This window comes from Cyanobium sp. ULC065, from assembly GCF_977927515.1.
Map to the genome: position 1 here is coordinate 2,892,436 of NZ_OZ376393.1, position 17,659 is coordinate 2,910,094.

Annotated in this window: 18 protein-coding genes; 10 read left to right on the forward strand and 8 right to left on the reverse strand. The window is 66.5% G+C overall.

What is annotated here, in order from left to right:
• Window positions 1–127 precede the first annotated feature (127 nt).
• Together ACXMDP_RS14440 and ACXMDP_RS14445 are read right to left on the reverse strand one after the other, a co-directional pair.
• Complete coding sequence (locus ACXMDP_RS14440) at window positions 128–628, reverse strand: hypothetical protein (RefSeq protein ID WP_259730218.1); 501 nt, start codon at window positions 626–628, stop codon at window positions 128–130.
• 238 nt (window positions 629–866) lie between these two features.
• Window positions 867–1,808: an SDR family oxidoreductase gene (locus tag ACXMDP_RS14445; RefSeq protein ID WP_457766967.1), complete on the reverse strand. Its 942-nt coding sequence runs from the start codon at window positions 1,806–1,808 to the stop codon at window positions 867–869.
• Here ACXMDP_RS14445 and ACXMDP_RS14450 point away from each other — a divergent pair.
• Window positions 1,807–2,205: a winged helix-turn-helix transcriptional regulator gene (locus ACXMDP_RS14450; RefSeq protein WP_259730216.1), complete on the forward strand. Its 399-nt coding sequence runs from the start codon at window positions 1,807–1,809 to the stop codon at window positions 2,203–2,205. The genes ACXMDP_RS14445 and ACXMDP_RS14450 overlap by 2 nt on opposite strands.
• Before the next feature lie 172 nt (window positions 2,206–2,377).
• Window positions 2,378–3,106, forward strand: coding sequence for a class I SAM-dependent methyltransferase (locus ACXMDP_RS14455; RefSeq protein ID WP_259730215.1), 729 nt, complete (start codon window positions 2,378–2,380; stop codon window positions 3,104–3,106).
• 14 nt (window positions 3,107–3,120) lie between these two features.
• On the opposite strand, the gene ACXMDP_RS14460 is transcribed toward ACXMDP_RS14455, so the two are convergent.
• The 5 genes from ACXMDP_RS14460 to ACXMDP_RS14480 all read right to left on the reverse strand — a co-directional run bounded on the left by ACXMDP_RS14460 (window position 3,121) and on the right by ACXMDP_RS14480 (window position 8,543).
• On the reverse strand, window positions 3,121–4,407 hold the full coding sequence (locus ACXMDP_RS14460; RefSeq protein ID WP_259730304.1) for a SufS family cysteine desulfurase: 1,287 nt from the start codon (window positions 4,405–4,407) through the stop codon (window positions 3,121–3,123).
• A gap of 92 nt (window positions 4,408–4,499) precedes the next feature.
• Window positions 4,500–5,840: a SufB/SufD family protein gene (locus ACXMDP_RS14465; RefSeq protein ID WP_259730214.1), complete on the reverse strand. Its 1,341-nt coding sequence runs from the start codon at window positions 5,838–5,840 to the stop codon at window positions 4,500–4,502.
• Window positions 5,837–6,643, reverse strand: a complete 807-nt coding sequence (gene sufC, locus ACXMDP_RS14470) for a Fe-S cluster assembly ATPase SufC (protein WP_259730213.1) — start codon at window positions 6,641–6,643, stop codon at window positions 5,837–5,839. Before sufC ends, ACXMDP_RS14465 begins: the two co-directional genes overlap by 4 nt.
• A gap of 81 nt (window positions 6,644–6,724) precedes the next feature.
• Window positions 6,725–8,167, reverse strand: coding sequence for a Fe-S cluster assembly protein SufB (gene sufB / locus ACXMDP_RS14475; RefSeq protein WP_259730212.1), 1,443 nt, complete (start codon window positions 8,165–8,167; stop codon window positions 6,725–6,727).
• A gap of 13 nt (window positions 8,168–8,180) precedes the next feature.
• The gene (locus tag ACXMDP_RS14480) at window positions 8,181–8,543 is read right to left on the reverse strand and encodes a ferredoxin-thioredoxin reductase catalytic domain-containing protein (RefSeq protein ID WP_094512789.1); all 363 of its coding nucleotides are present in this window, start codon (window positions 8,541–8,543) and stop codon (window positions 8,181–8,183) included.
• A gap of 316 nt (window positions 8,544–8,859) precedes the next feature.
• Between ACXMDP_RS14480 and sufR the strand changes: the two genes are divergently transcribed.
• Both sufR and ACXMDP_RS14490 read left to right on the forward strand, forming a co-directional pair.
• Window positions 8,860–9,531, forward strand: a complete 672-nt coding sequence (sufR, locus tag ACXMDP_RS14485) for an iron-sulfur cluster biosynthesis transcriptional regulator SufR (RefSeq protein ID WP_457766968.1) — start codon at window positions 8,860–8,862, stop codon at window positions 9,529–9,531.
• Window positions 9,531–9,932: a hypothetical protein gene (locus tag ACXMDP_RS14490; protein WP_259730210.1), complete on the forward strand. Its 402-nt coding sequence runs from the start codon at window positions 9,531–9,533 to the stop codon at window positions 9,930–9,932. The genes sufR and ACXMDP_RS14490 overlap by 1 nt, the downstream gene beginning before the upstream one ends.
• Here the strand turns inward: ACXMDP_RS14490 and ACXMDP_RS14495 are convergent.
• Window positions 9,880–10,812: a DMT family transporter gene (locus tag ACXMDP_RS14495; protein ID WP_399233468.1), complete on the reverse strand. Its 933-nt coding sequence runs from the start codon at window positions 10,810–10,812 to the stop codon at window positions 9,880–9,882. The genes ACXMDP_RS14490 and ACXMDP_RS14495 overlap by 53 nt on opposite strands.
• A 21-nt stretch (window positions 10,813–10,833) precedes the next feature.
• On the opposite strand from ACXMDP_RS14495, the gene ACXMDP_RS14500 reads away from it, so the two are divergent.
• From ACXMDP_RS14500 to ACXMDP_RS14525, 6 genes are all read left to right on the forward strand, one after another.
• Window positions 10,834–11,463, forward strand: coding sequence for a phycobiliprotein lyase (locus ACXMDP_RS14500; protein ID WP_094512540.1), 630 nt, complete (start codon window positions 10,834–10,836; stop codon window positions 11,461–11,463).
• Window positions 11,464–11,568: 105 nt separating this feature from the next.
• Complete coding sequence (locus tag ACXMDP_RS14505) at window positions 11,569–12,330, forward strand: phycobilisome rod-core linker polypeptide (protein WP_094512535.1); 762 nt, start codon at window positions 11,569–11,571, stop codon at window positions 12,328–12,330.
• A gap of 222 nt (window positions 12,331–12,552) precedes the next feature.
• Complete coding sequence (locus ACXMDP_RS14510; RefSeq protein WP_259730303.1) at window positions 12,553–13,665, forward strand: DUF4912 domain-containing protein; 1,113 nt, start codon at window positions 12,553–12,555, stop codon at window positions 13,663–13,665.
• 71 nt (window positions 13,666–13,736) lie between these two features.
• A complete protein-coding gene (locus tag ACXMDP_RS14515) occupies window positions 13,737–13,898 on the forward strand; it encodes a hypothetical protein (RefSeq protein ID WP_198948281.1) in 162 nt (53 codons plus the stop codon).
• A gap of 572 nt (window positions 13,899–14,470) precedes the next feature.
• Window positions 14,471–15,850 carry a phosphatidylserine/phosphatidylglycerophosphate/cardiolipin synthase family protein gene (locus tag ACXMDP_RS14520; protein ID WP_399233527.1) on the forward strand — a complete coding sequence of 460 codons (1,380 nt, stop codon included), beginning with the start codon at window positions 14,471–14,473 and terminating at the stop codon, window positions 15,848–15,850.
• 439 nt (window positions 15,851–16,289) lie between these two features.
• A complete protein-coding gene (locus ACXMDP_RS14525; RefSeq protein WP_259730208.1) occupies window positions 16,290–17,525 on the forward strand; it encodes an FAD-dependent monooxygenase in 1,236 nt (411 codons plus the stop codon).
• Window positions 17,526–17,659 lie beyond the last annotated feature (134 nt).

Genomic DNA, 17,659 nt, shown 5'->3' on the forward strand with positions numbered 1-17,659 from the left:
CAGGGTTCACCGAACTGAAGGTGATGGCGAAACGAGTGGCTCGAAAGAAGCCTGAAACACCGCCGGCCAGAGCCATCAGCCTGCAGGTCCACGCCACTCACATCGCCAGCTCGTGCGTGGCAGCCCATCAGCGGGTTGTCCAACGGGGATCAAGATGCGGGTCTTCGCCGTGAGCCGCTTGTTCTGCGGAGACGGGCCTAAACCCATCGATGTATTCGAAACGATCAACAACATGCCCTTGCATGAAGGCACGTCCAGACGTGGGACAGCGGCGAAACTCCCAGGTGTGCTCAATGCGGGCCTTCAGGAGCTGGCTGGTTGGACTGTTCTCAGGGCGATGGCGATAGGTCCACAGCATCACCGTCCTGGCCATGGTGAAAGGCTCCTGAACCGCCACATGGATGGAGGTGTAATCGTGGATCTCATCGAAGAATCTTCTCTTCGCGATCTGATGGGCTTCAAAATCCGCGTAGCCAACCCATTGCTTATCGCCAAAACGCATGTAGAAGCCATCCGTGGCAATGACAGGCAGGAACGCAGACAACCCCACCTGCAGATCGTGCAGACGTCCCCACTCCAGGATGATTGAACGGGCCTCGTCTTCAGAAACGGGTTCTAGGGCGGGCACGGGAAAGAGGGTTGACACAGTCTCTGGATGCTAGCTACGCGATTCACTCCCGTCGGGGTCGACGGCGCGTGCGTGAATGCCATGCAAGCGTGGAGCAGAGCACAGAGATCACCGCTGCACGGATCAAGAGCGCAGCGAAAAGCCCATGCCTCCACTGACGGCACTGTTCGTTAATCACTGAACAACCGAAGCCTCGCCGCCAGGGGCTGAGGCCTGATGTCAACACTTGAGTCGCTGGTCAAGCGAGAAGTGCTGCTTGAATCGATGTGCTGAGTGGAGTCGTCGGACGGCCGATCAGCCTGCTCAGCGTTTTGCTGTCGTCATCCAATCCACCCTGAGCAGCGCCAGTGTCTGACTCCGCCAGCATCATGGCAAAGGGCAGCGGGAAGCCGGCACCTTCCAGCGCCTGGCTGTAGTCAGCCTGAGACATGTTCTGATAGCAGACCGGCTTGTGAGCCTGCCGGCTGAGCTCGGCCGCAAACTCCGTCAACGTGTAGGCCTCATCACCTGCCAATTCATACACCTTGCCAGCCTGATCATCGGCCAGCAACACAGCAGCATCGGCAGCTGCGTAATCAGCGCGCGTTGCCGAAGCAATTCGGCCTTCACCCGCGCAGCCCATCACGACACCGTAGCCAAGGGCGGCCGGAATGCTCGCGAGATAGTTCTCGGTGTACCAGCCATGCCGCAAGACAACGTGGGGAATACCAGAGTCTTGCAGGAGGATTTCCGTCTGGTGATGTTCTGCCGCCAGCGGAAGCGGGCTCACATCAGCGTGCAGAAGGCTGGTATACGCCAGCAGCTTGACACCCACAGCTTTGCAGGCATGGATCACGTTGGCATGCTGCGGCACGCGGCTTCCAACCTCACTGCCGGAGATCAACAGCACCTTTTCGGCACCGGCAAAAGCGGCGTCCAGCGTGGAGGGCTGGGCGTAATCCATCTGCCGAACCTGTACACCAAGGCTGGCGAAGCCAGCAACGCTCTGAGGGTTACGAACCGCGGCCACCAACGCACTGGCCGGAACCGATTGCAACAGCTCACGCACAACCAACTGCCCAAGTTGCCCCGAGGCGCCCGTCACAACAATCATGAAGTCAGCTCGTTCCTTTTGGTCGGCAAGGTCACCGTAATGTGAGACACTAACGAATCGCAAGTACCAACCAAAAGGTAAGTGCATGAGCGTCTTCCCTGCCCAGCCCGACTCGCTGAGCCAGCGCCTCGACAAGGGCGATCTCTTCGCCCAACCCTGCCCCTCGCGCGACATCCTCAAGCACGTATGCAGCCGCTGGGGAGTGCTCTGCCTGCTATCCCTGCGCCAGGGCACGCATCGGTTCAGTGAGCTCAGACGCAAAATCGGTGGCGTCAGCGAGAAAATGCTGGCCCAGAGCCTCCAAGCTCTCGCAGACGATGGCTTTGTCCTGCGCGTGTCCTATCCGGTGGTGCCTCCATTCGTGGAGTACAGCCTCACGCCCTTGGGAGAAGAAGTGGCCGAGCATGTCGCCACCTTGGCCAACTGGATTGAAGTGAATCTGCCACGGGTGTTGGAGGCCAGAACACACGTGTCCACGCCCTGATGAGCCTCAATGGAAAGCGGCCCTGATGATCTGCGCCGAACCAGCAACGTTCACGTCATCAGTTCTTTCAAGCCACCAGATCCTTCGAGTCATCCGCACGACGTTCCACACCAGCCACCTACGCTCCCTGCACAAGCTTCGGGAGGCCTCACCGGCAGCCCAGTCCTGAGCCATGGACCTTTTCGAGCGCCAGTGGAGCACCTACCGCCGCGTGGTCGACCACGACCTGATGGAGCACAAGGCGCTCTCGGCAGCCACCACAGCGGCGATCGAAGGCTGGCTGGCCCATCGCCCATCAGGGTCGCCGCTGCCCCGGATGGTGGATCTGGGCTGTGGCGATCTGGCCCTGCTGGCACCGCTGCTGCGGCGGCTGCCGCTGGGGTCATACCTCGGGATTGATCTTGCCGCTCCCGTGCTGCCCCTGGCCGCCGCCCAGCTGCAGGGGGTGCCCTATCCCTGCGCCTGGCGTGAGCAGGATCTGCTCTCCTGGGCGCTGGAGCCGGCCGGCGGCGAAACCGGCGCCAGCGCCGCCGCTCCGGTGGATCTGATCCACACCTCCTTCGCGGTGCATCACCTCACCACGCCGGAGAAGGCCCGGTTTCTGGCGGCCTGCCGCGCACGGCTCGCACCCACCGGCCTCCTCCTCTGGGCCGATGTGTTCCGTGAACGGGGCGAAAGCCGCGAGGCCTATGTGGCCCGTTACCTGCAGCGCATCTCGGACGACTGGCAGGCGCTCGCAGCCGAAGAACGGCAGCGGGTGATGGATCACCTCAGCCGCTTTGATCACCCCGCCGACGCGACCGCGATCCAGCACACGGCAGAAGCGTGCGGCTGGCGATGGCAGTGGCTGTGGCGTGGAAGCCACCGCGCCGAAGCCCTGGCCCTGCTCACCCCCTGCTGACCGGCGGCCGGTGGTCAGCCGTGCTCCTTCAGAAACTCCACGCTGCTCTGCAGTTCGTCGGCGAAGCGGTCGATTTCTTCGAAGGTGGTGGTGAAGGCCAGGCTGGCGCGCGCCGTGGCCGACAGGCCGTAGTGGCGGTGCAACGGCTGGGTGCAGTGGTGGCCGCTGCGGATGCAGATGCCACCGGCATCAAGCAGGGCCGAGAGGTCGTTGGCATGCAGGCCCTCCACCGTGAAGGCGGCCAGGGCGCCGCGATCGGGTTGCTGCTCCGGCGTGGGGCCGAGGACCGTGAGCCCTTCGATCGCCTGCAGCCGCTGGAACAGGTGGCGGGTGAGCCCCTGCTCCCAGGCGTGGATACGCTCAAGACCAATGGCATTGAGGTAATCGAGCGCGGCGCCCATCCCCACCGCTTCACCGATCGCCGGGGTGCCGGCTTCAAACTTATGGGGCAGCTCCGCCCAGGTGCTGACGTCGAGGCCCACATCCTGGATCATCTCGCCGCCGCCCAGAAATGGCGGCATCGCCTCCAGCAGCGCCTCGCGGGCCCAGAGGAAGCCCATGCCGGTGGGGCCGCAGAGCTTGTGCGAAGAGCCCACCAGGAAATCGGCGCCCAGCGCGGCCACGTTCACCGGCAGGTGCGGCAGGCTCTGGCAGGCATCCACCAGCAGCAGAGCACCGGCCTGGTGCGTGAGCTGGGCGATCGCCGCAATCGGATTGAGGCAACCGAGCGTGTTGCTGATCTGCACCACGCTCACCAGCCGCGTGCGTTCATTGAGCAGACGGCTGAAATCCTCCATGTCGAGCTCGCCGGTGTCGGTGAGGCCGGCGTGGCGCAGCACGGCGCCGGTGCGGGCCGCCAGCAGCTGCCAGGGCACCAGATTGCTGTGGTGCTCCATCACCGTGAGCAGGATTTCGTCGCCGGGCCGCAGGAATGCATCCCCCCAGCTGCGGGCCACCAGATTGATCGCCTCGCTGGCATTGCGGGTGAACACGATCTCCCGGGGGGTGGCCGCAGCGATGAAGCGGGCGGTCTTGTCGCGAGCGCCTTCAAACGCATCGGTGGCCCGGGCGCTCAGCTGGTGGGCGCCGCGGTGCACGTTGGCATTGTCGTGGGAGTAGTAGCCCTGCAGCGCCTCCAGCACCTGCCGCGGCTTCTGGCTGGTGGCGGCGTGATCGAGATAAATCAGCGGTTGCCCCAGGCAGGCCTGCTGGGCGAGCAGCGGAAAATCGGGCCGGGTGAGCGCCGCCAGGTTCTCGCCCGCGGCGGTCCCAGCCGCCGCAGCGGCAACCTCAGAGGCCATCGCGCCTGAAGCACCATTCGGCTCGGTGCCCGGAGCACCGTTGGGCTCCGTGGTGGCTGTGGTCAGCGAGGGAACGGTGACGGGCATCGGGGTCAGGCCTCCGCGAGCAGACGCTTGAGGGGCTCCCACCCTGCCGCCGCCGGCGGCAGATCGCGTAGCACCTCCTGGCAGAAGCCCCGCTTGAGCAGCCCCGCCGCCACGGCCGCACTGATGCCCCGGCTCTGCAGATAGAAGAGTTCGTTCAGCTGCAGGCGGCTCACCGTGGCGCCATGGGCGCAGCGCACGTCGTCGGCCACGATCTCGAGCTCGGGCTTGGTGTCGATGCGGGCCTGGTTGGAGAGCAGCAGGTTGCGGCTCAGCTGGGCGGCATTGGTGCGCTGGGCCAGCCGCGGCACCTTCACGGCGCCGTTGAACACGCTGCGGCCGTGGCCGTCGGCGATCGCCTTGTGGAGTTGCTCCAACTGCCCGTCGGGCCCTTCGAACACCACCCGGCTGTGGGTGTCCACCCGCTGGTGCTCTTCAGCCAGCTGCAGGGCCTTGAGGCTGGTGAAGGCACCGCCCTCGGCCTGGCTCACCCGCGGCTCGAAGCGCGCCAGCGCCCAGCCGCGGCTGGCCCACACCGATTCCAGACGGCTTTCGATCTCCTGCTCCACCGCCAGATGGCCCAGGAAACAGGCCTCGCCCGTACCGAACGCCAGCAGACCGTGGCGCAAAGTGGAGCCACGTCCCAGCCGGGCCTCACACACCAGGCTGCTCAGGCATGGGCCATCGCCCAGCTGCACCTGGAGCACATTCAGGCTCGCCTTCTCCTCGAGCAGCAGCAGCACCCGCACCGGGGTGAGGCGCTGCCCGATGGGGTTAGTGCCGGGTTCAGCTGCATCGGGACGATTCGCGCCCGCCACACTCACCAGCTCCAGCGTGGAAGCCACCGTGCCGCTGACGCGCAACGCCAGGCAGCGGCTGGCGGTGGCCTGGTTCAGTTCCACCGGCCAGTGGGCCTGGCAGCCGGTAGCCGCCAGGGTGTGGCCCAGGGCCAGCGGCCATTCGCCTTCGCCCAGCAGCGACAGGCCGGCAGGCAGGCTCTGGCCGGCAAGGGTATCACTGCGGCCATCCAGCAGCAGCCGCACCGTGTCCGGCGCCGGGGGGGGCAGGGCGCTGGCGGCGGCAGGGCTGTCAGTGCCGCCGGAGCTGCCGGCTGTGGGGGCGGTGCCGTCGAACACCGCCAGGAGGGGAGCCAGGTCGGTGAAGCGCCAGTCTTCGTCGCGGCGGGAGGGCAGCGGCTGACGGGCCAGGGCTTCGCGGCCGCGCCACTGCACGGCTTCCAGCTCGCCGGCCGGCGCATCGAGCGCGTCGAGGAAGCGCTGGGTCCAGGGGGCGGTGGCCACGCCCTGGGCGAGGGCGGCGGCGTCAGTGTCGGAAAGGGACGCCATCATCCGGCCACCTCGGCAACGCTGCGCTGCTCGGATGCCAGTTCGGCGTCGACCCAGTCGTAACCGCGCTCTTCCAGTTCGAACGCCAGTTCCTTACCGCCGGTACGCAGGATCCGCCCGGCCGCCATCACATGCACGTAGTCGGGGATGATCACATCCAGCAGGCGCTGGTAGTGGGTGATCAGCAACGTGGCGTTCTCCGGGGTGGAGAGCTGATTGACGCCGGCGGCAACGATGCGCAGGGCGTCGATGTCGAGGCCGGAATCGGTTTCATCGAGGATCGCCACCGACGGCTCCAGCAGCGCCATCTGCAGGATTTCATTGCGCTTCTTCTCGCCACCGGAGAAGCCTTCGTTCACACTGCGCTCCAGGAAGGCGGGGTCCATCTTCACCACCTCCAGCCGCTCGCGCACCACATCTTCAAAGGCGAAGGTGTCCAGTTCTTCCTTGCCCAGCTCACTGCGACGGGCGTTGGTGGACACCCGCAGGAACTCGAGATTGCTGACCCCGGGGATCTCCACGGGGTATTGAAAACCGAGGAACAGTCCGATGCGGGAGCGCTGCTCCGGCTCAAGATCGAGCAGATCAGCGCCCCGGTACCGCACGCTGCCACCGGTGACGGTGTAGGCGGGGTGGCCGGCCAGCACCTTGGACAGGGTGCTCTTGCCGCTGCCGTTGCGGCCCATCACCGCATGGATCTCGCCGGCACGCACCGTGAGGTTCACACCCTTGAGGATCGGCTGGTCCTCCACACGCGCGTGGAGATCCACGATTTCAAGCAGAAGTTCGGCGTCGGGGCGAATCACGGGCAGGGGGCAGGGAGAACGGGATCGGGAGAGGTGACGGGACCGCGAGAGAGGCGGCGCAGCACGGTGGCAGTGGGGCGATCAGCCCACGGAGCCTTCGAGCTTGAGGGCCAGCAGTTTGTCGGCTTCGGCGGCGAACTCCATCGGCAGCTGGTTGAACACATCGCGGCAGAAGCCACTCACCATCATCGATACCGCCGCTTCGAAACCGATGCCGCGGCTCTGCAGATAGAACAGCTGATCGGCAGAGATGCGACAGGTGCTCGCCTCATGCTCGATCGCGGCATCCGGCTGCTGGGAACGGATGTAGGGGTAGGTGTTGGCGGCGGCCTGATCGCCGATCAACATCGAATCGCACTGGCTGTAGTTCTTGGCGCCCACGGCCTTGGGGCCGATCTGCACCAGCCCCCGGTAGCTGTTCGAAGACTGGCCGGCGCTGATGCCCTTGCTCACGATCGTGGAGCGGCTGCGCGGGCCCAGATGGATCATCTTGGTGCCGGTGTCGGCCTGCTGGCGGTTGTTGGTGAGGGCGACGGAGTAGAACTCGCCCACCGAATCAGCCCCCTGCAGAACACAGCTGGGATACTTCCAGGTGATCGCTGAGCCGGTTTCCACCTGGGTCCAGCTGATATGGCTTCGATCGCCGCGGCACTGTCCCCGCTTGGTGACGAAGTTGTAGATGCCACCCTTGCCGTGCTCATCGCCGGCATACCAGTTCTGAACGGTGGAATACTTGATCGAGGCATCATCGAGGGCCACCAGCTCCACAACGGCGGCGTGCAGTTGGTTGGTGTCGAACATCGGGGCGGTGCAGCCCTCCAGATAGCTCACCGATGCGCCTTCCTCCGCCACGATCAGGGTGCGCTCGAACTGGCCGGTATCACCGGAGTTGATGCGGAAATAGGTGGAGAGCTCCATCGGGCATTCCACCCCCTTCGGGATGAACACGAAGGAGCCGTCGCTGAACACCGCCGAATTGAGAGCAGCGAAGAAGTTGTCGTTACTGGGCACCACCGTGCCGAGATAACGGGCGATCAGTTCGGGATGGTCTTTCACCGCCTCACTGATCGAGCAAAAGATCACGCCGTGCTCGGCCAGCTTCTCCCGGTAGGTGGTGGCGATCGACACGCTGTCGAACACCGCATCCACAGCCACATTGCTGAGCCGCTTCTGCTCGCTCAGCGGAATGCCGAGCTTGTCGAAGGTTTCCAGCAGCTTGGGATCCACCTCATCGAGGCTGGCCTTCTTTTCCTGCTGCTTGGGCGCCGCGTAGTAGATCAGCTCCTGATAATCGATCGGGGCATGGCCAAGGGCTGGCCAATCGGGCTCAGTCATGCGCAGCCACTGCCGGTAGGCCCGCAGGCGGAAATCCAGCAGGAAGGCGGGCTCGTTCTTCTTGGCCGAGATCAGCCGCACCACGTCCTCACTGAGGCCCTTGGCGATCTTCTCGGTTTCGATGTCGGTGACGAAGCCGTACTTGTACGGCTGGCTGACCAGATCACCAACGGTGGGCGCTGTGGACATGACGGAGGCCTCCTCAGCCGGCTGTATGGGAAAGAATCTCTTCGGTGCTGATCGTCTGCTGGTCGCCGCGGAAGGGATTGTCTTCGGTGAGGAAGAGCATGCAGTGACACTCCTTGCGTTCCCGCATCGGCACGCAAGGGCAGTTCCAGAACGCCTGGGACACTTCCGCCTGCTTGTCTTCGTAGTGGCGGCAGGGGCAGAGGGCGCCGCCCAGCTGGTCTTTGTGACGGGCGAGGCCTTCCAGGACCACGGCGGTAACGCCGGGATCGCTGCAGAAGTAGGTGCCGGTGCGCTGGGCGTAGGTTTCGGCAAACTTCCGGATCACCTCCAGGCTTTCGCTGGTGGGGGCGGAGGGGGCGGAAACGGATTCGGGCATGGGCTCGGCGGGGAAGCGGGCGAAAGGCTGGTGGCTGGCCTGAAGCGGGGATCGCGGCAAGGGTTTCGCGTGGCCGGCCCCCTTCGAGAAGAAGAAGAGACCCGCTCGCCGGAAGCGATCAACCAGAGTCGATCTGGTGGCGGGAAAGAGCTGCGCGAATTACGAAACCAGGAAGTTTCGTTAATCACCTGAGCCTAGGACAGCGAGACCGCCGGCCGGTGATCCGCGCACATCACCGTTCACTCTCCCCCAGTCGCCAGCGGAGCGTGGCAAGGTGTGAGGAAGGTTGCGTCTCGCCAGACCGGCCTGCTTTTCCATGCCTTCCACCACCCAGGCCCCCACCCGCGAGGCGGTGCTCACGCTGCTGATGCGTCTCGGTGAGGCCACAGCGGCCCAGCTCGCCGAAGCACTCTCGGTGTCGGTTCAGGCAATGCGACGCCATCTGCGCAGCCTCGAAGAAGAAGGCGTGCTTGAGGCCAGCCCCACGCCCGAAGGCCCAGGCCGTCCCAGCAATCACTGGCGCCTCACCCGCCAGGGGCACGATAGCTTTCCTGACAGCGGCGAGAATTTCGCCATCGGCCTGCTGCAGTCGATGGCGGCGAGCATGCCCCGCGATGCCATCCAGACTTTGCTGAAGCAGCAGGCGGTCGCCAAGGCCAGCGTCGATCGACGCCTGATCGGCGAAGGCAGCCTCACCGAGCGGGTGAAGCGGCTGGTGGAGCTGCGTCGCCGCGAGGGCTACATGACCGAATGCCGCCGCGACGGCGACGGGCTGTCCTGGTGCATGAGCGAATTCCACTGCTCGGTCTCCCGCATCGCCGACCAGTTCCCGCTGATCTGCGACCAGGAGCTCCAGCAGATGCGCCACACCTTCCCCGATTGCACCGTGGAACGCGTCCATTGGCGGTTGGAGGGCGGCCACTCCTGCGGCTTCCGGCTCACCCCACGCCCCCGGCCGCCCCCACCGGCTCCAGCGACCCCCTGGTAATGGCTGAGGCAGGCCCACTCAGCCACGACGACCTGGCCCTACTCGAAGCCACCCTGCTCCCCGCGCTCGAACGCCACCACCTGCGGCTGCTGGCCCACAGCCTGCGCAGCCTTCAGGAGATCGCCGGCCGCCGCGACGGCGCCCTGCCCAGCCAGCCGGAGCGGGAGCGCTGGGTCAACAACCATCCAGTAGTGGCAGGTGATCCCGGCTTTCGTCAGGCTTTCCTGACGGAACTCGATCGCGCCGCCTGCCAGCTCGACGCCCTCGCCGGGGCCCTGGGCCGCGCGCCGCTTTCGCTGCAGCTCGACGACCTGATCACCTGGGTCGATGGTCTGGCCCGCGCCCGCGTCACCGCGTCATCGCCGCAGCCAGGTTCCCCAGCGCCCCCGTCACCAGGCTGACCCCGGCCAAAGCCAGCACGGCGGCTGCCAGGCCCCGCCAACCAGGCGTGTCGCCTTCCAGCCCCGCCAATGGCAGCGCCATCACAGGCGCCGTTGCCAGCAGCGCCACGGCCAGACCGCCCGGCAGGTGTTGCAGGGCGGTCTGCTGCAGCACGATGCCCGCGCTGGTGCCCAGCAGCGTGGCCAGCAGCACCAGCGGCCAGCGCCGCCAGCCCAGCCGGGGCCGCTGGCCGGGGAGCGGCAACCGCCACAGCAGCGGCAGCATCACCACCGCGGCGGCCGCCAGGCGCAGGGTGGCCGATTCCAGGGGAGTCAGGGCCGAGGCCCGCAGCGCGGCGCGGGCCAGCAGGGCGCCCGTGCTGCCGCAGAGCAGCGCCGCCAGCGCCAGGGCCAGGCCGAGCCGATCCCGCTGCGGCACCAGTGGGGTAGCAGGGGCCTGTCGCGCCACCAGCAGGACCGACAGACAGATCAGCCCCACCCCCAGCCACTGCACCAACGTGGGCACCTCGGCCAGGAACACCACCCCGCCAAGCATTGCCACAGCCGGGCCGCCGGCATCGAGGGTGAGGGTACGGCGGGTGCCGAGCCGGCGCAGGGCCGCCAGATACAGGCTGTCGCCCAGGGCAATCCCCATCACACCGCTCAGCACCAGCAACGTCAGCGGCAGGGGCGCGACGCGCCAGGGACTCAGCAGCACGAGCGGCAGCAGCGTCGCCACCGCCAGCAGGTTCTTCACCAGGTTGAGCTGGGCAGCGCTCAGCGAGGTGGGCAGCTGCCGCCAGAGGCTGCTGGAGGCTGTCCAGCAGAAAGCGGCGGCGAGGGCGGCCAGAACTCCCGTGATGGCCACCGGCAACAGTCGAGGTGGACGGATTGCGATCATCGCTGTAGCCGTCCACCCGCCGTGACCGTTCCGATCGCCGATGCCATCAGCTTTTTCCGGCTGAGTTGCGGCCGCTGGCGTTCCCAGCGCACCAGCCACCACCTGTTGCATCGACGCGCCGAGGGGGGCGGCTCGCTGATCCAGGTGGTGGACGTGAGCGCCGACGATCCCCGCCTGGTGGCCATCGCCGAGCTGCATGGCCAGGATCCCGGCGCCCTGGTGGGGGGCTGCCAGGTGCGCTGGAGCGGTTCGATGGATTGGGATAAGGCCGGAGAGGAGCACCAGGGGGAGTCGGTGTTCGGCCTGATCCCCACCGATGCCCACGGGCGCGAGGGCCTGCTGCTGCGCGACCGCGGCTACGCCGAAACAGCCCCGGTGGCCGGGCGGTTCTGCATGGATGAGCGCGACGGCCTGCTGCTCACCACCGCCTACGAAACGATGAGCTCCCTGGAGCGCTTCTGGTTCCCCAACCCGGATCTGCGCCTGCGCACCAGCACGGTGGAGGGGCTTTCGAACACCGCATCCTTCTGCATGGAAACCCGCTGCCGCGACGACAACGCCCCAGGCAGCGAGGCCGCCGGGGGGGAAGCAGCGTCGGTGGGGGCCGTAACCGGCGATGGCAACGAGAGGCTGTCCGCTTTCGGCTGGTGAGCCGCCGATGTCGCAAACGTTACGGACTGTGAGCCCTGCCCCTTCGCTGACGGGGTCCGCGGGGCCTCACTTCTACGATCCACAGCGACGGATGACGATGCTCGTGTGGCAATTCCGCTTCTGAAGTACGCGCCCACCACCCAGAACTCCCGGGTGAAGGCCTTCCGCGTGGGTTCCGACGAGGACCCGAAGGCTGTCGCGCTCGACAAGGCGATCGACCGTGAAGACCAGAACTTCGTGATCGAGTCGGCTTACCGCCAGATTTTCTTCCACGCGTTCAAGGTTGACCGCGACACGATTCTCGAGTCGCAACTGCGCGATGGTCAGATCACCGTGCGTGATTTCATCCGCGCACTCTGCCTGTCTGACACCTTCACTCGCAGCTTCTACAACCTCAATAACAACTACCGGGTGGCTCGCCACCTTGTAGAGAAGCTGCTGGGCCGCCAAGTGTATGGCAAAGCTGAGGAAATCGCCTGGTCCGCCGTCATCATGACCAAGGGCGTGGCCGGTGCTGTCGACAAGATTCTCGACAGCGATGAATACCTCGAGAACTTCGGCTACGACACCGTTCCGTACCATCGCAACCGGGTGGTCGGCTCCCGCGAGGTGGGTGAAACCCCCTTCAACATCACCACCCCCCGCTACGACGCCTACCACCGGGGCATCCTGGGCTTCCCCCAGATCATCTACACCGGCACCAAGCGCTCCCTGCCCGAGCGCGCGCGTCAGCGCCGTGGTGGCTACCCCGAGGATTACCTCCCCTGGGTGCGCACGCTGCCCGCCCTGCGTGTGGGGGCTGCGTCCTCCGGCAACGCCGGCATGGATTACCTCTCCAAGGTTCCTTATCGCAGCGTCGGACGCTGACAAACCGGCGGGGCCCTGGGCCCCGTCTCCTGGCTCCCAGAGCAGCAAACGGCGGTCCCCCCGCCTTTTTTTGTGTCCAACGCCGCCGAGAGGACACAGGGGCCGTCAGAGCTTGCTGACGCAGCGGCGGGGAACCACGTAAAAACCGGGGATCTACCCCCAGACTGATCCCAAACAAAAGCTGGAGATCAGGTGACCCAGGCCCTCAATGCCCTCGCTCGTATGACGCTCAGGCAACTCCGCCAGATCGCCAGTGATCTGGGTGTGAGCCTGTACAGCCGTAAATCCAAAGACGAGCTGGTCACGGAAATCACCACCCGCCAGCCGTCGGCCCAGGCCGCGAGCACTGGCTTCAGTGAAGCCGCTGCCTCCGGTGGGGCCAGCGGTGAACCCGCATCATCCGCCACCCTGGCGGATCTGGAAGCCAGCTTCGAGCCGGCCCCCCGTCCCACCGCCCAGACCCGGGTGGTGTTCCTGCCGCGCGATCCCCAATGGGCCTACGTGTTCTGGGAAATCGCCGAAGCTGATCGGCGCCAGGCCCTCAATGTGGGTGCCAGCCAGCTCTGCCTGCGGGTCGCCGACGTCACCGGCCTGAGCGAGGGCGCCGCCCATCCCCACACGCTGCAGGAAGTTCCCGTCGACAGCCATGCCTCGGAGTGGTACCTGCCGGTGCCCCTGAGCGACCGCGACTACCGGCTTGAGCTGGGCTATCGCAAGATCGGCGGCGGCTGGATCTCCCTGGCCTTCTCCTCGGTGGCACGCGTTCCCGCCCTTCATCCGAGCGAGCAGATCCTTGATCAGTTCGTGCCCTTTTCCCTTGATGTGGCACCTGCACCGGGCAGCCTGCCCGCTCCCGCCGACTATGCCGACAACGGCCTGCACGAACGGCTCTATCAAACGGCCACCGTGCGCTGGAAACACTTCGGTCGCGGCTCTGAAGCCTTCCACGAAGTGGAGGATTCAGGGGCGGATCATCAGCGGCGCGCTCTCAGCGACTCCGGCGTCGGTGCCTGGGCCAGTGGCCGTAATGAATCTGGCGTGGGTGGAGTGGCTCCCCGCCAGCGCTCCTTCTGGCTCGTGGCTGATGCTGAGCTGATTGTCTACGGCGCCACAGATCCTTCCGCCCAGCTCACGATCGGCTCTGAGGTGGTGCCGCTCTCCGCCGAAGGCACCTTCCGGGTGCAGGTTCCGTTCCGCGACGGCCAGCAGCTCTATCCCATCCAGGCGGTTGCCGCCGATGGCGAGCAAAAGCGCAACATCACCCTGCAGTTTGAGCGCTTCACACCCGAAGACAACAGCAACCCGGCCAGCCAGGCCGTGGCCGAATGGTTCTGACCCCACCGCCCAGCGACGAGTCGGCCGCTACTGCGGCTCACTCTGACTCACGCGCGGCTCTGAAGGCTTTCGTGGCCTTCACCCCGCTGGTGGGAGCGGTGGTACTGCCCCTCGTGGTGCCCGTGCTGATGGTGCGTTTCGGGGTGAGCACCGGTGTGGGCGTAGCAGTGGCCGCCAGCTGCGTGTGGTTTGTGGCCATGCTGCGCACTGCCGAGATGCCTGGCCACCACTGAGCTTGCCCGTTGCGCCCGGTGTTGAGCCGCTGAAGTCGACGACGGACTCATCAGGATCACAGAATCCTGTTCAGTTGATCACCTGCTGGCGATAATCACAGCCTGACGAGGATCTCACCCCCCCCTGACCAGGCGATCAACTCCCTCACGTGTTGCTCTTGAACACCGGAGGAGCTGCATCTCGAGCCTGTGATTACAGGCTGTCAGCTTCCAACTGCCACCTGCAAGCGGCTAAACCCAGACCACTGTCCGCCACTCCTGGTCGCATGCTCCTGTCTGCACGGCGCTGATCATGAGCTGTGCCGAGGGTTTGTTGCTCTCATTGTCTCTATCCAGCGCTCTCTTGCGTTCCCGAGGCATTCGGCCGGCGGTTGCAGCAGAGCGCTGTTGTCTGTACCGAATGGCCGCGGGCTGGGAACGCTCAGCTGAGTTCACGTCGTCCGCCCGTGCCCAAGCCAGTGCCAGCGCACGTGCTCCTTCGCGTCCCTTCGCCGTGCCGGCGACCACCCGCTGCTGGGGTGTTGCCGAACCTCGCAAGGACGCGGCGGAGGTCCGGAGTCACCGTGCTCGCCCTGGGCGGGTTGATGCTCAGCCTGGCCGGTTGCGGCAGCGCGGCGCGCATCATCGGGCAGCCTCCCGCCGATCTGCCCTTGCCGCCGGGCATGGAGGTGGCGTTCAACCACAGGGTTGACCGCCACTACCGCAGCCCGGTCAGTGGCCTGAAGCGCAATGGCGACAACCTCGAGCAGATGCTGCTCGACACGATCGCTCGCGCCCAACGGGAGATCCTCGTGGCGGTGCAGGAGCTCAGCCTGCCGGAGGTGTCACGGGCGCTGGTGGCCAAACAGCATGCCGGGGTCAGTGTGAAGGTGGTGCTGGAGAACACCTACAGCCGGCCGTGGAGCGAAGAGCACCCGGTGGATCTCGACAGCCGCCAGCGCAGCCGGCACCACCAGTTGAAGGGATTGGCGGACAGCAATCGTGACGGGGTGCTCAGCCTGGAGGAACGGCAACAGGGGGATGCGGTGGCGCTGCTGCGGCGCGGCGGTGTGACTCTGCTCGATGACACCGCCGATGGCAGCGCCGGCAGCGGTCTGATGCACCACAAGTTTCTCGTGGTGGATGGCCGCTGGGTGGTGACCGGATCGGCGAATTTCACCCCCTCCTGCATTCACGGTGACCTCAATGATGGGCGCACCCGGGGCAATGCCAACCACCTGCTGCGGATCGACAGCCGCCCCCTGGCGACTGTGTTCAACCACGAGTTTTCCCGCCTCTGGGGCGATGGCCCTGGCGGCTTGCCGAACAGCCGCTTCGGCATCGGCAAGGACAACGGGGACCTCCAGCAGGTGATGGTGGGCCCCACCAAGGTGGAGGTGCTGTTCGCGCCACACCGGCGTCGCGATCCCCGCAACGGCCTCGCCCTGATCGAGACGGAACTTGCCCAGGCGCAGCAGCGCCTCGATCTCAATCTGTTCGTGTTCTCTGCCCAGAATCTGGCCAATCGCATCGCCCAACTGCACCAGCAGGGGGTACGGATCCGGGTGCTGGCAGATCCAGGCTTCGCCACCCGCTCCTTCTCGGAGGTGCTCGACCTGCTGGGCCTGGCCATGGCCGATCACCGCTGCAAACGGGAAGCGGGCAACGCGCCCCTGGCCCATCCCCTCGCTGGGGTCGGCACGCCGCGGCTGGCCCGGGGCGACAAGCTGCACCACAAGGTGGCGGTGATCGATGACCGCAGCGTGATCACCGGCTCCTTCAACTGGAGTCCATCAGCGGCCCATGGCAATGACGAAACCCTGATGATCATCCGCTCACCGCAGCTTGCCGCCCACTTCAACCGCGAAATGGATCAACTGTGGCAAGGGGCCGAGCTGGGGCTGACGCCACGACTGCAGCGCAAGCTTCAGCAAAGCAGGCAACGCTGCGGCATCGGTGATCAGCGCAGTTGATGCGGTATGAAGCCATCCCAGCGCCGGATCCGTAGCAGCGCTACAGCCATGCCAACGCTGGAGTCTTCAGGCTGTTGGCAGGTTGTGAACGAGTAGTGAGCGCGCAGTGCAACAGACGCCTGTCAATGCTGATGGCGGAGGGAAAGTTCTAATGCCAATGGCAACAGGCCACTGGCACAACGAGTAGCACCGGGCTGATCGCGCCGTTCTCAGCCGGAAAGCTTCCAGGCCAGGCGCTCCGAAAAGTCGTGGAGATAAGCGGCTGTGACGGCAGAAAGGCCCACCATCTGCATCACGGAAAGCGGATCCAGCGTCTCTCTATACGAACAGGGTGCACACCAATGCCTTGCACCCCACCCACGCAATTCATCCACATGGGTCCCACCATGGGTCTGGGCGGCCCTGCGCCCCACCGACCGCCACCCGGCCGCTCCACCCCTTGCCCGTCGCCTCCTCCGCCGCTGCTGCCCCTTCCCGCAGCAATGTTGTGATCGTGGGCGCCGGCCCTGCCGGTGCCTCCCTTGGCCTGCTGCTGGCGGAGCGGGGCCTGAGGGTCACGCTGGTGGAGGCGACCCGCCGCTTCGATCGCCAGTTCCGCGGCCAAGGGCTGATGCCCTGCGGGCTGGAGGCGCTCGCCCAGATGGGTCTGGAGCCCCTACTGGCCGGTCTGCCCCAACGGGCGCTGGCGGGGTGGTCGTTCTGGATCAACGGGCGCGAGCTGTTCGACGCCGCCGAGCCACTGGGCAGCACAAGACCGTGCACGCTCGTGCCCCAGCCAGCCCTGCTGGAGGCGCTGGTGCAGCGGGCCTGCCGGAACGAGAGCTTCAGCTGGAAGCCGGGGGAAACCGTGCAGGGCCTCGTGCGCCGACAGGGGCGCGTCGATGGGGTGCGGCTCACCGGCGATCGGGTGCTGGCCGCCGATCTGGTGATCGCCTGCGATGGCCGCAGCTCGGGCCTGCGGCGCGCGGCCGGCCTGCCGATCGTCAGCGCTCCCAGCCCGATCGACGTGCTCTGGTTCCGGCTGCCCGCCCAGCCGCGCTGCAGCGCCGACAACCGCTTCATGGTGCTGCTCGGCCCCGGCGGCGGCTGCAGCGTCTTTCCCGCCGCAGAAGGCGGCGAGCTGCAGCTGGGCTGGCTGGTGGGCCCTGGCGAGCGGATCACGCGCACGTCGCTGGAGTGGGCAGAGGCCTTCGCCGCCCTGGCGCCCGACTGGCTGGCCGCCCACGTTCGGGCCCATGCCGCTGCGATCCGGGGTCCGGAGGCGCTGTCGGTGCAGGTGGGCTGCTGCCCGCGCTGGCAGGAGCCCGGCCTGCTGCTGCTCGGAGATGCCGCCCACCCGATGAGCCCGGTGCGGGCGCAGGGCATCAACATGGCGCTCCGCGACGCGATCGTGGCGGCCAACTGGCTGGTGCCGCCGCTGCAGCAGGGCGCCGGCCCGCAGGCCATCGATGCGGTGCTGCCCCGGATTCAGCAGGAGCGGCAGGCGGAGATCCAGCTGGCGCAGCGGGCCCAGCAGGCCGAGGCGGCCCAGGGCGATCTGTTGCGGCGGCGGCCGGAGCTGCGCGCTCTGCTCGCGCCACTGGCGCCCCTGGCCGGCCCCCTGGTGAAGGCGCTCTGGGTGCGGCGCCAGGCACCGCTGCGCGACGGCTTCCTGCCGGTGCGACTGCGCGTGTGACCAAGGCGACACCCCAGCATCACGGCCGCTGCAGTCATGATGAGCGGGCTGCCCCTCCGCGCCCCATGTCCCGGCACCGCCTCCCCATCTGGCGCTACGCCTTCTCCCGAAGGCTCCCGCCATGGACTGGACCT